The sequence below is a fragment of the Flavobacterium sp. KMS genome (genome assembly GCF_000813005.1).
Classification (GTDB): Bacteria; Bacteroidota; Bacteroidia; order Flavobacteriales; family Flavobacteriaceae; genus Flavobacterium.
The window spans coordinates 153,325-170,030 of record NZ_JSYP01000006.1; the positions used below are offsets into that span (position 1 = coordinate 153,325).

Genomic DNA, 16,706 nt, shown 5'->3' on the forward strand with positions numbered 1-16,706 from the left:
ATGAGCAGAATAAGAATTGTAGGAGGTACGATAACAAAAACTACTGTTGGAGATCATAATATATACTCTGAAGGAAATATTGTTTATAATTCAGGTAAAGCAATTACAGAAACAAGCGATGTAGGTATTAGTTATGGGGAACCGAAAGATGCTCCGCCTCCTGAAAAAATTGCAAAATGTTTAGTTGAATATAGACCTTGTAAGGATTGGAAAGGTGAATTTGGTATTGATTGGCCTAGAAAAAAAGACAGTAAAATGGCTGTTGATGTTCCTTATAATGGAATTATAGGGAAATATGGTGCAACTTACGGATCTGAACCTACTGCAATCTTTACTCCAGAGAATAAAGCTTATCTAAACCATTTAAATCAATATAGTTTTTTTAATTGTTATAAAGGAAAATACTATATCCCCAATGTTACTCTTATGAAGGGACAAACAGCCTTTTTTGATGTAATAACTGAAGTTGAAGAAGAACCAGAGAAATTGCATTATGTCTATGATACAGCTGTTTTTGAACTTACGATCTTAAAAAAATTAACTTCAACAAAAGGGAAACACTATGATGAAAAAGCTTTGAAAATTAAATGTTTAAAACAATTTGATAAAAAACAAAGCATCCGTATTATAGCAACAAAGAAAAAATATTTAGAGAAAGTAGGAGAAATATTCATTTTACCTAACAATAATGTAAAAGAAATTAAAATTCTGTTCATCCCTGTTAGCCATAACGGTATAAAAGGAAGTATAAAAGGAAATGAAGTACAAATTCTTGGTAATGCTTTAAATCAATCTTATATAAAAGGGGATATAAAAAGCATGAAAGAAATAAAAGTTGGGGGTTGGTGGTATGATTTGTTTTTTACTTCAAAGGATAAAAAAGGAAATAAAGTAATGGACACTTCTAATGTAAAATCTATTCATAAAACACTTGATGAGGTGTTTTTTGAAGATAAAAAAAATGAAATTTATAAAGATTGCTATAGATTATATATGCTTCCTAATGGTAAGTTAAACGGAATAGCTGAAAATGTGGGCGGTAACTCCAGAGTAGCTGTTGTTTATCAAAATAGGAATGATTCTACCGCTCCTCATGAGTTAATGCATGCCATGGGATTGTATCACACTTTTGATAACGATGGTTTGTTTACTTACAAGTTTTGTAAAACAGATAATATAATGGATTATACACATCAAATCGGTAAAGCACGTTTTTCAACAAATAAATGGCAATGGAAGATTCTTAATTCCAGCATACGATGAAAAAAATAAAAAGTATAATATGTCTATGCATTATTGCATTTAATTTAATGTCTTGTGGTGGGCAAACAGAAAAAGGAGTTTATTATCCTAAAGAAAAAATTATGACAACTGATAAGTTTGATTTTGTTAAATATAACCGAATTGTTGAAGAGAAAAGAAAATTAGGAGAGTTTGATCTTTATAATCATATTGAGGTTTTAGCAAATGGAAATGTGGTTGAAAGTTCTCAGGCACAAGATAAATCGGCAACAGTAATAATTTTACCGCCTGTTCCAGAATTAATAGAAACGCATAAAAGTTATCATAAAAATGGTTTCTTAGAATCTGAAACCCGAAGATATATAGGATTGCAGTTAGGTTCTGATATTGTTAAATTTGATACTTCTAAGTATTATGATAATAATGGTCAATTAGTAAAGGAAGTGGATGAAGCAGCTAAATATGAAAACATAAAAGTGAAGCCACTTAATTTATTTGAAATTTTAAAGAAAGAACCTTTGTTTGTAAATCTAAGCAAAGAGGAGCAAGTTCTTTTTAAAGCTATTTTTGATTTACCACAAAAAGAAGATGAAATTTCACCAGATATCATTTCTAAAATTCTAAAAAAATATACGATACTTAATCCTGCAGATAGGGAAGATGTTAAAAATACGTTTTTAACATTAAGTAATGATGAGAATATGTGGGAGGTGGTTAAAGATATCTATCCTTTTGGAAGAATTGAGTATAATGTAGATTCAAACTCTGGTAAGATAATTAAAAGGAACTATATAAAAGAGACAAGACCATAATGATAATTACGTCTTTGTTTTTGAAAGTTTAAATTTCATTATCGGATAAAAGTAAATCTGAATTTTAAATATTTGGATTGAATTTAAGCTGGATTTTCTTTAGGAAACTATGATTTATCTCGATTAATGAGATAAAAAGAAATCAATAGAGATTAATTGATTGATATATTTAATACATGTATAAGAGTATAATTATTCCTGCTGTTGCCATTTTCATGCAACTGATGGGCTTTATTCATTTGTATTTAATCTATAAAAATGGAAATAGTCATATACCTGCTGCTTTTATCGAATTGAATTTTTTAGCAGCTTTTAATGCAGTAGTTTTATTGATTGCTTATTTTTTCTTTTTCAAAGCTGCAAGTAAAACAAATTGGTGGGTAGTTTCAATTGGATTATCTGTACTGACTATATTATTTTTAATTATTACGTATTCAATAATGTTCTTTTCTAAATATAAATAAAGAAGATAAGTAAACGAACAATAATTATTTCTGGTTTAAAAAATCTAAATCACACTAAATAAAATTATGAGCAGAATAAGAATTGTAGGAGGTACAATAACAAAAACTACTGTTGGCGACCATAATATCTACTCTGATGGCAATATTGTTTATAATTCAGGTAAAGCTATTACAGAAACAAGTGATGTAGGTATTAGTTATGGAGAGCCGAAAAGCCCTCCTAAACAAGAAATTGTCGAAAGTAAATATAAACTTGAAAGTACTTACGCACATGATCAACTTTCAGCTTTAGCAAAACAATTAGATGAATTGCCTTTCATGTTTTTTATGGTTGGAGTTTTTGGAGAAGAAATCGAAGCAAGTGCACTAAGTAAGTTATATAGAGGACTAAGTGATAAATCTATTACACCTCCAGAGATTGTGGTTACAAAATTTCCTGCCAGAGGAAGAAAAGCCAATTATAGTAATCATAGAAAAAAGATATTAGTTTGGGAACATTTTGTTGATTTGGCAGTAAAAGATAATGATGCAAGGGCAGAATTGATGTCCGCTTTGGTAGAAGAGTATGGTCATCATATTGATAATATTTTAAGAACTGAGCTTGCGACCAACGGAGTAGAAGATACCGATTATATAGATGAAGGAGCTAAGTTTGCTTATGCTTTATTTAATTTTGATATTTTTAAAGAAACACAGCTTTGTTTTGCTAAAGCAGAAACCTTAAACTTTACAGGAGATTTGATAATAGATTTTTCTGAGTTACATACGCAGATAAAAGAATATGTAGGTGAAGATAAGCAGTACGATGCCAACCCAAAAGATGAAGAAGAGGGTTTTGGTGCCGGTTTTGAGGCTGGAATGCATGGAGGAATTGAAAGAGAGGCATTAAAAGACTTGGTTAGAGAAAATAGGCTAACGGAATTAGAGGTAAAGCAAATCTATTATGGTAATTGGCTTCGTGATTATTCTCAAATTATATTAGAAAGTACTATAAGATTAGAAAAACCAGACATTGATAAAATAAAACAGAGCAAGATCGAGCATCTTAATAGTCTGCTTAAAATGAATCCGTACAAAATATCCCATGAAGGTTTCATAAAGCTTTTAGAAATACTGGCAGCTAAAGAATTCGTATTTGGCTCCGATAAATTTACTCCGAATTATAAAAATCATGTAGAGACTTTTCAAAAAGAATATGGAGAACTTACTAAAGATGTTTTGGGGATATACCGACCAGAGGAACACATTGATAACCCGAAAGGTCTAAAAGATTTTAGTAGTCTTAGTATTTCTTTTCAATATGAATATCCAAAAGGAAGTTTTACCACGAAGAAATTATATGCAGGAGAAGAGCCTAAAGCACTATTGGTAAATGGGCTTAACTTAAAAAATTATATAGCTACAAAAGACGAACCCGATCCTCAAAGACCAACATCTGATGTTTATATGTTTCAACAGCTTAAACTAGCAGTGCAATATGGTAAAAATAAAGATGGCTTTAGGCATTTAGGTGCAGCTTTTCATGTGCTGGAAGATTTTTTTTCGCATACCAATTTTGTAGAATTAGCGTTAATAAAAGCAGGAAGTTTACTTCTTGATCAAAATAAAAATAGTGATTTAGGTAAACAATTGGTTCTCGTATATCCATGGGTACAAGACATGAAAGGCGCGGATTATAGTACTATTCCTATAGTAACCGGTAAGTTTTTACTAGATGACACTATGGCAAGTGTATTGCCCAAAGTAGGCGAAAAGATGTTTCCAGTTGGGATACAAGATTATGTGCAAAGAAAGCCTAGAGACAGAACTTTTCAGGATGCCTTTATATTAACCACTTTAGAAGATTTATCTACTGGACAACAGACTGATGGTCTGGAAAAAGATCCTGTTTATATGGGGATGAAGAGTTCGGAATTACTTACTATGTATCAAAGTTATTTAAAACTGATTGATATCAAAGCAGGGGCAGTACAATATGCTGGTTTGTTAGGAAGGATAATAGATAGAGGATTAAGTTTTATGGGAGATTCCTTAGCAACGTTTAATAATATAGCATACAACTTGCTTTTAGGCTCAGTAGATGAAGATCTAAAAATAGAGCAAACAGAAAATAGTAATAAAAACTATGGTACCGATCCAACTCATACCCAAATAGCCAAAGATGCTCTTAATCACCCACTTAATCCTTTAGCCTCTGAACTTGCTAAAATAGCAGTTAAAGATGTAGCCACAAGAGTTTTGGATGCTTGGAAAACAGGTAGTGACCCTAAGGGAGAGATACTTGCCAAATATGTGATAGAAAAATATACGGTGCATCCAATTTACCAAGTTACGGATTGGGCTAATGAACCAGTTAATAAATGGATAGATGAAAATGATACTATTATAACAAGGCTCCAAAGTTCTACACCCTATGAACATGCAGAACAAGTTACACAAAGAGCAATAAGTAACAAAAAAGTGCAGGAAATTTTAAAATATTTTAAATGAAAAAATTAGTAATATTAATGTTGAGTAGTTTTTTTATGCAATGTCAAACTTCAAAGAAAGAACCCATGTTAGAAACTGATTTTTATATTAGCGAACATACGATTACTTATAAAAAACAAGAATTGCCTTTTGGTAAACCCGTGGACGAATGGGTGAAAATTTTTGGAGAATATAATAGAAGACCTTATAAAAGGATATATATCTGGGACAATTTAGGGATTTACGTTTCCGAATCAGAACAAGATGAAAATATTAATGAACTTCAAATCTTCTTTATGAATCTTGATAGCCCTTTGGGACAGATGGGGAAACTTGAAGAAGCCAAAGGAAGAGTATCTGTAGCATTTATAAAAGAAAAAGATAAAAATGTAGACTGGCTTAAAGAAGATTACAAAAATGAAAAATATAAAAGGATAGAAGAAAGAAATACTACAGGCTCAGATTCTCCACAAAATTTCATTTACCCTTTTAAAATTTATGCAAATCCGCTAAACATAGAAGGAGCAGAGGTAAAAGCAGGTATGAAAGTGTCAGATATTAATAAAAAAAGAGCTGCAGCAGATTTGCCTCTCATCAAGTATTATGACGCAGATTTGAATTCAAAACTAGAAGATGGTTCTACCACTACTTTGTCTAATGGTTATTTTACTACTTTTAATGGTTTTTTAACTCCTGAAGAACAAGAAAAAGCTGATTTTTATAATATTATGTATCGCCAAACCGAAGGCGAAATAGAATACATACGCATTGTGCATGACAAAGGACAGGAATATTATAAATATTAATTTTGGTATAGATGAAGTATTATTTATCGGGATACTAGCAAAATTTTGGGTTCATAGTAGTTGTGCACAACAAATGACAAGACTACACATTTTAAAAAATTTGTAATGATAAAATACATTTATTTGATAATTCTAACATTTACAGTTAACTCTGTTTATGCACAGAATAAATCAGAATTAGATATTATTCGTCATAGAGGTAAAGGAATGGGATATGCTCTTAAAGATGGTAGCATAATAGTTGAGCCACAATTTAGTTCAGCATCATATGATATGGATGGATATTATATCGTATCGAAAATAGATAGCTTAAATAATACTAGATATGCGTTACTAAACAGAGAAGGAAAGTATATTATTAATCTAGAAAATAGTTTTAATTTTTTTTACGTGAAAAATGGAAAAATAATAGTTAAAAAAAACAACTATTATGGGATAATTAATGATGATAATGAAATTGTTATTCCAATAAAATATTGTGAGATAAGGCTGGATAGTGAAGGAGTTATTATAGCAATGCAAAATAAAAAATACGGAGTTCTAGATTATAAAAATAATATTTTGGTCCCTTTTTTATATGACTTTATTTCTGATTTTTCTATTGTACATAGTAATGGTAAGAGATATGCTGTTGTGGAAATTAATGGCAAAAATGGAGTTATTGATGATAGTAATAACTATCTCATAAAACCTATCAAAACAATAGAAATGATTGAGGTTGTCAATAATTCAATTATTGTAAAAAAAGACGATAAATGGGGTATGATTGATTTTAAAATGCAGACTATTATACCAATTGAATATGATTCTTTAAAGTATTATAGATTACAATCCTACCTTCATGCTAAAAAAGATGAATATTATTATCATTTTACACTTGACGGCAAACTAATAAAGAAGTATAGTTTTGAAAATAAAAATAAATCATTGATAGATTAATAAAATTAGAAAATTTTTAATGAAACAGTTTTTATACTCTGATATGGTAGATTTGTAATCTCTACAAATCTAATATTTTAATAAGAAAAAAATATAGTAATTCAAGCTACGTAATAAAATACGTTCCAAAAAAAATATAATAATGAGACAAGAACGAATAAAAGATAGAGTATTAAAAAGAGCAGCGAGATCATGGGGCTTTTCGGATGTAGAAATGGAAACATCATTTGATCCTGTTGTATCAATGATGCTAAATGCATTATCGTATGAACTTGAAAAAGTAGCTCATGAACTTGAAGATTCTAAAACTCGTGTGGTCGAAAGAGTTCTTGAAATTATGTTTCCAGAAGTTAGCGCCGGAGCCAAACCATCCAGGGCAATCATGCATGCTTTACCTATAGATAACAACATGAACGTTTCTTTGCTAAACCAAATGTCGGTAAGCAGGAGAATTCATAATATTTATAATCCGTTAGCACCAATTACTAAAGAGATAACGCTTTCGCCAACATTAGAGGTGAAATTAGCTTCTTGTGAGGTTAAGTACATTGCTTACGAAAGAAATTTATACGAAGTTTCGAATCTTTTTTATAAAGACTCAGTTCGTGATTATAAAAACTCACTACCTTCAGGAATAGTGTTTTTAGGAATAGAATTAAATAATACTAGCGTAGAAGAACTAGAGGATTTAATGTTGTTTATAGATATTAAAAACACCCACCAAAAAGAAATGTTCCATTATTATTTAAAGCAAATGAAATGCTTTCATGATGATGAGGAAATTAAGATAGAGGAGGGATATAATGTTCCTGTAAACAATCTAGATATCGAAAGTATCATAAACAGAAATTATACTCATCTTAGCGAGTTGATGCAAGAAGTAAATGAATTTTACTTTGATAATTTTTATACGCTAAAAGGAGCATTGAAACATAAGAACATAAGAGATTATGGCTCAGAATATAGATGTTTTGATGAGGTAACAAACAATAATGATAATTCTGTTATTTGGATTAAAATGGTTTTTCCAGAGTCATTAATTCCTCAAATAATAGACAATGTATCTTTTACAGCAAATTGCTTTCCAGTAATTAATAAAAGACGACATATCATAAATAAAACACTTGGTGGTTTCTTGTCTTATGTATCCTTAGATACGGGTAATAATATATATCTTGATGTAGATACCGTAGTTGATCCATTTGATAACCATTATGAAATAAAAGAGTTTAAAGACGGAGTTATCGAAGAAGGAAATGCTGTATTACGTACAGGAGGAGTGTCTCGATTTGATTCCAGAACAGCTTCTGAATTACTTCAGAATGTATTAGACTTATTAAAAGACGAGAGTTCATCGTTTTCGGGTTTAGGAAAAGATTTCATGAATAGTTCATTGGTAGAAATTAATCAACTATTGGCTTCGGTAGAACAACAGGCGAAAGAAAGTAGCTTTTCTAAAAATAATGATCCGTATTTAATGATTAAACCTAAAATTGATGAATCAGTAGGGAAATCATTTATAATAAGTTATTGGTCGACTTGTGCTGAAGAAGGAAATGATATTAAAGCAGGTACAGTCTTAGAGTCTAAAGAAGATTTGTTTTTTGTGAGTAAAGAAGCGGTATTAGTTACTAATACAGTTGGCGGAATGAATAAACAAAATAACAAAGACCGTATTCTGGCTTATCGTAATGCATTATTAACACGAGGACGAATTGTAACTTTTGCAGATATAAAAGCATTCGCTTTTAACCATTTTAAAAGTTGTATTACCGATGTTAAAATAGAAAAAGGAACACGAAAAGAAATCTCTGTAAAAGCAGGTTTCAGTCGAACAGTAGATATTTATCTAAAAATTAATGCATCCGAAAAAGAACATTTATCGGTAACCGAGTGGGATTATTTGTGTGAGAGTTTTATGAAGAATTTAAAAAACAGATCATCAAATGTATTTCCGTATCGATTATTTATCGAGGATTAATTTAGGAAACAAATGAATACAAAAAAAGCGCTAAGATATCTTAGCGCTTTTTTGTTATAAATTAAATCAGTTATGATTTCGATCTCTTTCTCATCTTCATATTAATAAACTCAACTGCCAATGAGAATGATATAGCAAAGTACAAGTAACCTTTTGGTACAGCCCCGATATGTTCTCCTATTAAAGAAGCATTAGATAAGTGCATACTTTCAGTAATAAGCATAAACCCAATTAAGATTAAAAAAGCAAGTCCTAAAATCTGAATAGAGGGGTTTGCATTTACAAAATTTCCAACAGGAACTGCAAACAACATCATAACTGCTACCGAAATAACAACAGCAGTAATCATAATTGTTAAAGCACCAGTAACACCATTTGTCATTCCTACTGCAGTTAAAATAGAATCTACAGAGAAGATTAAATCGATTAGTAAAATTTGTACAATTACATTCGAGAAGGACTGTTTTGCAACATCTTTTAATGTTTTTTCTTCATCGCCTTTATGGTCAACTTTTTCGCTTATTTCTTTGGTGCTTTTATAAATCAAGAATAATCCACCACCTAATAAAATCAAGGCTTGTCCAGTAAAATCAGCATTTAGCCAGCCCCATTTAATACTAAAAACTGTTGCTTTCATAGCAATTAAGTACGAAATACCCATTAGCAAAGCAATACGCATGAACATGGCTAAAAACAAACCAATTCGAGTTGCTTTTTTACGACTTTCAGGAGGTAATTTCCCTGTTACTATCGATATGAAAATGATATTGTCAATTCCTAAAATAATTTCAAGAAAAGTCAGTGTTAATAAGGCAACCCAAGCGTCAGGGTTTAAGAATACTTCCATTTAAAAAAGGTGTTAATTAAGGGGTATTAGTATAAAAAATGTAATTTAATCTACTCGAACAACTTTTCCGCGTTGTTTTTGGGTAGAACCAACCATTCCGAACTCAAAAGTATAAGAATCTTTGGTTGTACTCAAAATTTTCATTCCGATAGCTTTCTCTTCTGCTTTGTTCTTTGGATGTTTCTTTTCCAGAACATATTCGCAATCACTTACCCAACGAATTGTTGCCGTGTCGGTTTTTCCTTCAAAAGTTTCGATTTCAATATCGTCTTTTCTTTCAAAAATAGTTGTTTTTTTTACTCCATCAACTTCGTATTCAAATTTGAATTTTCCAGTTTTAAAATCCTTGCAATTGTGTTCCGTATTATAACAAGATGCAACAATAAGTAATAAAGGGAGTAATAGTAATTTTTTCATAATAAGTAATTTGTTTATTTAGGAGCTATTTACTTCGTCAGTTCGCTTCGCTCGAGCCCTGATTGTAATTTTAAAATAAAACTATTTCAACCGTTTCAGCTCATCATCGGTAAAGTTCTTAATTTCTTTTTCTTTAGCAAACTTTCCTGCATTGTAATTTTTAGATTCTTTTCTTGGAATCGATAGGCTTTCCCAGCTGCTATTTTTTAATTGTTTGGCATAAAATACAATTTGTCCAACATGATAAGGATAATGTGCTAATTGTCTGTTGATAGCTTCAATAACCGTATGTCCTTCATTTCGAATATAAATAATGTCCGAAAGCTGATTGGCTTGTAAATTATTTATGGTATCAAAAAGACATTTCCAACCTTTTTCCCAAGCTGTCATTATTTCTTCTTTAGATTGGAAATCATTTTCGAATTCTTCATCGCGATTGCGCCATTCTTTTTCGCCATCGGTTGTAAGGAAATCTGTCCAGCGCGAAAGCATATTGCCCGAAAGATGCTTTACAATAGTTGCTATACTATTTGTATCTTCATTTATTGTAACAAGAAGTTGCTCTGGCTCGAGTTGTGCGATTGCTTTTTCGCCCAGTGTTTTATAATATAAAAATTGTTTTTTTACACTTTCTAAATACGCTTCGGTTGCATTCATAATTATACAATTTTAATGTCATATTTATCTAAAAGACCTAAAATTCCCTCGGTCGAGAATTGAGCTTTTTTCATGGGATTAAATTCCGGATCAATTTTAAAATTATATGCTGTTTTAAAATTAACACCAGCCAATTGTGTTTCGTTAAAAATTGCTCCTTCCAGATTGCAGTTATCAAAAACAGAACTGGTTAGGTTGGTTCCTATAAAAGTTGTTTCTTTCATAGAACAATTTACAAATTTAGTTTTTGGCATTTTTTTATTAGAAAATAAGGCATAGTCCAAAACCGATTCTTCAAAATATACCTGGAATAAGAAATCTTCACATTCATTAAATGCAATTCCGAGCAATTTACAGTTCTTAAATGTTACATTTTTTAAACTTGTACCTTTTAGGCTGGTCATAGATAAATTGCAATCGATAAATTCGCAATCTAAAAAGGTATTGTAAGCAAAATTACTATTAGAGAAATCACAATTTTTAAATACACAATCCTCAAATTCGCGGTTGTTTATTTTTTTATCAATGTAGATAACCTTATCGAATGTTTTTTGAATATGAATTAAGCTATCCATTGGAGTTTTTGAGTTTTGTTTAAATATTAGTCGTTAAAGAGACCCCTCATGATTGTTTTTAAACCATAAAAGATTAAAAACATTCCCGCTAAACAAGCAATTATGCCAATAGCCAGAACTAAGTAATGCCAAACGTTTTGTTTGTTCATAAACGCATTGTAAATTACTGCAGGGCCAATAAATAATAGGGGCAAAGAACCCGATAAGTATTTAATTCCTTTTCCTATTAACTCTTTATTTGTTCCCATTTTTTTTATTCTTAAAAGTTTAAGGTTTGAAGTTTAAAGTTACGAGAACTAAAAAACTTCTATTTGTTGTTGCATGACAGATAGTATATCCTTGCAATATTTTTATTGAGACTAGTACCAGTAACTGTGACTGAATTACTGTGACTGAAAATTATCTACAGCATTTCTTACACTTCCATATTTGTGTAATAAATCTGATGCTTGCTCGTATGTAACAGGAATTTCTCCCATAATCATTTTTACTCCACGATCAATTAATTTGCTGTTGCTTAATTGCATATCCACCATTTTGTTGCCTTTTACTTTTCCTAGTTTTATCATGGTTGCTGTCGAAATCATGTTAAGAACTAATTTTTGAGCAGTTCCAGCTTTCATTCGGGAGCTTCCTGTAACAAATTCTGGACCTACAACTACTTCTATAGGATATTGGGCTGTTTGCGAAAGCGGACTTTCAGCATTACAGGTTATGCAACCTGTGATTATGTTGTTTTTATTGCAAACCTCTAAGCCACCAATTACATAAGGTGTCGTTCCCGAAGCAGCAATTCCTATCACAACATCATTTTCAGAGATATTATGCGCTTGCAAATCTATCCAGGCTTGCTTGGGATTATCTTCGGCATTTTCTACCGCTTGGCGAATGGCTTTATCTCCTCCGGCAATGATTCCGTTTACTAAAAATGCTGGAACGCCAAAAGTAGGAGGGCACTCGGATGCATCTAAGATTCCTAAACGACCAGATGTTCCTGCACCTATATAAAATAAGCGTCCACCAAGTTTTAGTTTGGCTACGATTTGATCCACCAAAGCTTCTATTTGTGGAATTGCTTTTTCTACGGCATATGGAACTGTTTTGTCTTCCTGATTTATATTAATCATTAAGTCATGAACACTCATATTTTCCAGATGTTCATATTTTGAGGACTGTTCTGTAGTTTTTGTGAAGGTCATTTTGCGTATAATATCTTGTCCAAAATTAATCTTTTTTCTCGCGATTTCGAAATTTAGAACGTAAGAATTAAAAGATAAAAAAAACTTTTTCTCTTTTAATTTTTATGCAACGATTGCTTTCTGAAATCTTATTAAAAGAACTAAAATATTATATTTGTTAAATAATCAAAAAAATAAATGAATATAGATAGCTTTTTGGGTGTTATGGGCTGGATGTCAGTTTTTGTTTCACTATTGCTGGCATTCTTTTTACTCACTGTGAAAACTCAAAATAAATCAGCAAACCGACTGTTTGTGGCATACTTACTGCTTTTTGCAATTGATAATTCTGGAATTTTTATTAATGAAGCTTTCGTTAAAGACCATCTTAATTTAGAATTTTTTAGATGGGCTAGTTGTGCTTTGATACTTCCTGCTTTTTATCTGTATATAATATCAGTTTGCTTCACTGATTTTCGATTAAAAACCAAGCATCTAATTCATGCCATTCCATTTATAATCATAAATGCTGTTTTCATACTCAGGATTTACTTTTTAAATGATGTAGATAAAATGCAGTTTTATAATCATCGTAGTGAAATGCCCGAATTTTACGGTTTCCAGTTAATGTTAGGTATGCAAATCGTATTGTATAGTATTGGTGTATTTTGGGTTTTAAAAAAGTATAGAGAAATATATCAGGAAAATTATACCAATCCTAAAACTTCTATTTTTAAATGGTTATTTCAAATATCAATTGTACTCTTTATTTTGTATTATTTATCAATAGCTAAGAATTTTATAAGATATACCGATTTTAATTTACTGTGGATTTGGGCAAATGTAGTAATGCAATTTCTGGCTTTAGTAGTAACCTGCTGGTTTGTCTTAAAGGCTTTAAATTATCCCGAACTTTTTAGAGGAATTGATTCTAAATTGCAATTAGCAAGAGACATTGTTCCTGAGGAAAATGAAAATACGATCGAAATAAAAGAGAATAAAAACGAAGTGATTACGGCTCAAATTTCGACATTGAAACAATATATGACTGAAAAAGAACCTTTTCTTCATCCGTCGCTCACGATTCAGGAACTCTCCAATCAAATCGATATTCCTGTTCGGGATTTATCGGTTTTGATTAATCATCATATGGATCAGCATTTTTTTGATTTTGTAAACGAATATCGCATCCAAAAAGCTATGAGTATTTTAAAAAATCCTTTAAAAAGAGATTTAACAGTTTTAGAAATTCTATACGAAGTAGGTTTTAATTCAAAATCTTCGTTTAATACTTCTTTTAAAAAATATACTAATCTTACACCTACGGCTTACCGAAACGCTTCGTAATTAGCGGTTTGTAAAAAGTCGTACTTCATGCTTAATAAAGTCGAACTGATTTCCTAAAAGGAAATTGGTTCGACTTTTTTTGTCGGTCGCATATCGGAAATTTCTAAGGCAACTTTGCTTCAAATTAATCAAACAAGTTAAAACTAGAAATTATGAAAAAAGTTACCCTCCTTATTTTTATGCTATTGCCTCTCTTTTGTTTAGCACAAACATCCTTTAAATTAAATGGAAAAATTACTGATGAAAAAACAGCAGTAGCATGGACAGATGTTGTAATCTTAAATCAAGACGGAAAAATTATAAATGGAGCAACCACAAAAGAAGATGGTAGTTTTGAATTGATTTTGAATAAAGGATCTTATAAAGTAAAAATTAGTTCACAAGGATATTCGGAATTTGATAAAGAAATTACGATTGAAAAAGATACCAATTTGGGTTTGATTATCTTAAGGGAAAATGTAACAAATTTGGGAGAAGTTGTCATTCAATCCAGAAAAAATACGATTGAGCAAAAAACAGATCGTTTGGTTTATAATCTTGAAAATAATGTAACAAACGTTGCTGGCGATGCTTTGAGTGCTATAAATACTGCACCAGGAGTTGCGGTGCAGAATGATGTTATTAATATATTAGGAAAGGGAGTTTCTCGTGTGATGATTGATGGAAGAATGATTGAATTAACTGGCGAAGAATTAAACGATTTCTTGAAATCTATCTCGGCAAGTGATATTAAGAATATCGAAATTATAAGTAATCCTTCGTCAAAATATGAGGCGGAAGGTACTGGGGGATTGATTAATGTTGTTATGAAAAAAGGTGCTCGTGATTCTTGGAAAAATACAATTACAGCTTCTTATGATCAAAATAAATACGGAATTTATACTTTAAGGAATAATTTTTTTTATAATAAAAATAAGTTTAGGTTTTCGGCCAGCGTTAATGGAAAAACAGGTTATAAAAATATTAATGAAACTCTGGATATGTATTTTGTAGAAGGGCCTACGAAAATGGATGTGATAACAAAATTAAATGAGGAAAATGTATCTGGAAAGTTAGCTTTAGATTATGATTTTTCAGAAAAAACGACAATTGGTTTTCAATTTTTAAAAGATAAAAGCAATCCGGATTTTGACTCGGATATTAGAATTAATAAATATAATGCTCAAAATGTATTGGATAGTTATATAATTAATGAGAGCTTTTTAGACAGGAAATCCGGCAATCAAACTTATAATTTACATTTGATTACAAAACTGGATTCTCTCAACAGAAAATTATCATTTGATGTTGATTACTTTGATTATAATTCAAAATTCGACAGAGATTTTATAGCAAACAATTATTCATCAAATGGAACCTTTATCGATGTAGATCAATCAGGACGTAATCTTTCGAATCAGGATATTGATAATTTAAGCTTCAAGGCAGATATGGAACATCCGCTTCAAGCGTTAAATTTATCTTATGGGGCGAAAGTAAGTTTTACAAAAAGTAATAGCGATGTTATTTTCTTTAATACGATTACTGGAATTCCAGAATTAGATATAAACCAAACAAACCAATTTAAATACACCGAAAATAATCAGGCGGTTTATATTAGTGCAGATAAAAAAATCAATGAAAAATGGAATTTTCAAGCAGGATTGCGATTAGAAAATACGCAAACAAATGGTTTTTCGGAAAACCTGAATCAGGAAACGATAAACAATTATCTTAAGTTATTTCCAACATTTTATGCTTCTTATAATAAAAATGAAAGCAACAGTTTTAGTTTAAACTACGGAAGAAGAATTCGTAGGCCGAGTTTTTCTTTATTGAATCCGTTTCGAGTTTATATTAGCAGTAATAGTTATTCTGAAGGAAATCCGTTTTTGAAACCTTCTTTTAGTGACAATTTTGAATTTTCTCATTCGTATAAAAAAATATTGCGAACTAGTGTTTTCTTAAATGCGATTACGGATGGTTATGGCGTAATATTTACTGCAAACCCTGAAACATTGACTCAAGTTGTATCGAGAGAGAATTATTTTAAAGGTATTAATTATGGAGTTGGAGAAACGTATTCGGCTAGTTTTACAGATTGGTGGCAGAGCGAGAACTCTTTGTATTTTTTAGGATCTGATATTAAATTTACTAGAGATATCAATGCAACACCAGCAAATAGTCTTGAAGTTGATTTTTCGACAAATAATACATTTTCATTGAGCAAAGCGACTAAATTGCAAATAGATTTTATCTATACTTCGCCTTATAAAAGCGGTTTGTATGAAACTGGATATACGTCAAGTTTGAATATTGGTTTTAAACAAGATTTGTTAAACAAAACAATGCAGATTGCCTTTTTGGTAAATGATATTTTTAATACATCTTATTTAAAAGATGATGTTTCGATTGTAAATGGCGTAAAACAAGTTTATAGCCAAAACGAAAGCAACCGATTTGCTCGTTTATCTGTAGTTTATAATTTCGGGAACAAAAAGATTAATGTTAATCAACGTGATTTTGGAAATGAAGATGAGAAGAAGAGAGCTAATTAGATAATTTGTCAATTAGATAATTAGATAATTACAGTAGAGTGTTCTAACATGTTTTAATCCAGGGGTTTCGGGTAATGTTATTAAATTAAGGGAAAATCTATAATAGTGTATTGAATAAATTTATCGCAAAGGCGTGAATTTTTTATAAACATCAATTATCCACACTGTTTGTCATTTCGACGAAGGAGAAATCTCCACAAGAAACTCCGCAACGAGAGTCCTAGCTTTGTAGAGTTGCTCACGAAGATTTCTCCTTCGTCGAAATTGTAAAGGTTACTTATTTCGGTAACGGATTAATCATTTCGATTGGTTTTTTTCCGTCAATTCCTTGATGTGGTCTTTCATGATTATAATAATATAAATATTGTAATAATTCTTCTTTTAATTCTTCTTGTGTATCGAAATCTGTATCTCTTAATAAATCATCTTCTAGAG

Annotated in this window: 15 protein-coding genes; 9 read left to right on the forward strand and 6 right to left on the reverse strand. The window is 30.7% G+C overall.

Annotated features, from left to right (window positions below; translation table 11 throughout):
• From OA93_RS08355 to OA93_RS08385, 7 genes are all read left to right on the forward strand, one after another.
• Positions 1–1,263 carry a hypothetical protein gene (locus OA93_RS08355; protein ID WP_039112704.1) on the forward strand — a complete coding sequence of 421 codons (1,263 nt, stop codon included), beginning with the start codon at positions 1–3 and terminating at the stop codon, positions 1,261–1,263.
• Positions 1,260–2,054 (forward strand): hypothetical protein, encoded by a 795-nt coding sequence (locus tag OA93_RS08360; protein WP_131474470.1) that lies wholly within the window; start codon positions 1,260–1,262, stop codon positions 2,052–2,054. Before OA93_RS08355 ends, OA93_RS08360 begins: the two co-directional genes overlap by 4 nt.
• Before the next feature lie 176 nt (positions 2,055–2,230).
• Positions 2,231–2,518, forward strand: a complete 288-nt coding sequence (locus tag OA93_RS08365) for a hypothetical protein (protein ID WP_039112706.1) — start codon at positions 2,231–2,233, stop codon at positions 2,516–2,518.
• A 66-nt stretch (positions 2,519–2,584) separates the two neighbouring features.
• Entirely contained in the window at positions 2,585–5,008 is a 2,424-nt protein-coding gene (locus OA93_RS08370; RefSeq protein ID WP_039112707.1) for an HET-C-related protein, read from the forward strand.
• Complete coding sequence (locus OA93_RS08375; RefSeq protein WP_039112709.1) at positions 5,005–5,793, forward strand: hypothetical protein; 789 nt, start codon at positions 5,005–5,007, stop codon at positions 5,791–5,793. Before OA93_RS08370 ends, OA93_RS08375 begins: the two co-directional genes overlap by 4 nt.
• Positions 5,794–5,898: 105 nt before the next feature.
• On the forward strand, positions 5,899–6,732 hold the full coding sequence (locus OA93_RS08380) for a WG repeat-containing protein (RefSeq protein WP_039112710.1): 834 nt from the start codon (positions 5,899–5,901) through the stop codon (positions 6,730–6,732).
• A 142-nt stretch (positions 6,733–6,874) separates the two neighbouring features.
• Positions 6,875–8,713, forward strand: a complete 1,839-nt coding sequence (locus tag OA93_RS08385) for a type VI secretion system baseplate subunit TssF (protein ID WP_039112711.1) — start codon at positions 6,875–6,877, stop codon at positions 8,711–8,713.
• Positions 8,714–8,783: 70 nt separating this feature from the next.
• On the opposite strand, the gene OA93_RS08390 is transcribed toward OA93_RS08385, so the two are convergent.
• The 6 genes from OA93_RS08390 to murQ form a co-directional block, all read right to left on the reverse strand.
• On the reverse strand, positions 8,784–9,560 hold the full coding sequence (locus OA93_RS08390; RefSeq protein WP_039112712.1) for a TerC family protein: 777 nt from the start codon (positions 9,558–9,560) through the stop codon (positions 8,784–8,786).
• A 45-nt stretch (positions 9,561–9,605) separates the two neighbouring features.
• Entirely contained in the window at positions 9,606–9,977 is a 372-nt protein-coding gene (locus tag OA93_RS08395; protein ID WP_039112713.1) for a hypothetical protein, read from the reverse strand.
• Between the two features lie 81 nt (positions 9,978–10,058).
• On the reverse strand, positions 10,059–10,634 hold the full coding sequence (locus OA93_RS08400; RefSeq protein ID WP_039112714.1) for a DUF1572 family protein: 576 nt from the start codon (positions 10,632–10,634) through the stop codon (positions 10,059–10,061).
• A gap of 2 nt (positions 10,635–10,636) precedes the next feature.
• The gene (locus OA93_RS08405) at positions 10,637–11,209 is read right to left on the reverse strand and encodes a pentapeptide repeat-containing protein (protein WP_039112715.1); all 573 of its coding nucleotides are present in this window, start codon (positions 11,207–11,209) and stop codon (positions 10,637–10,639) included.
• Between the two features lie 26 nt (positions 11,210–11,235).
• Positions 11,236–11,457, reverse strand: coding sequence for a DUF6095 family protein (locus tag OA93_RS08410; RefSeq protein WP_039112716.1), 222 nt, complete (start codon positions 11,455–11,457; stop codon positions 11,236–11,238).
• A gap of 135 nt (positions 11,458–11,592) precedes the next feature.
• On the reverse strand, positions 11,593–12,408 hold the full coding sequence (gene murQ / locus OA93_RS08415) for an N-acetylmuramic acid 6-phosphate etherase (protein ID WP_039112717.1): 816 nt from the start codon (positions 12,406–12,408) through the stop codon (positions 11,593–11,595).
• 177 nt (positions 12,409–12,585) lie between these two features.
• Between murQ and OA93_RS08420 the strand changes: the two genes are divergently transcribed.
• Positions 12,586–13,734, forward strand: coding sequence for a response regulator transcription factor (locus OA93_RS08420; RefSeq protein ID WP_039112719.1), 1,149 nt, complete (start codon positions 12,586–12,588; stop codon positions 13,732–13,734).
• 152 nt (positions 13,735–13,886) lie between these two features.
• A complete protein-coding gene (locus tag OA93_RS08425; protein ID WP_039112720.1) occupies positions 13,887–16,271 on the forward strand; it encodes a TonB-dependent receptor in 2,385 nt (794 codons plus the stop codon).
• Positions 16,272–16,706: the final 435 nt, after the last annotated feature.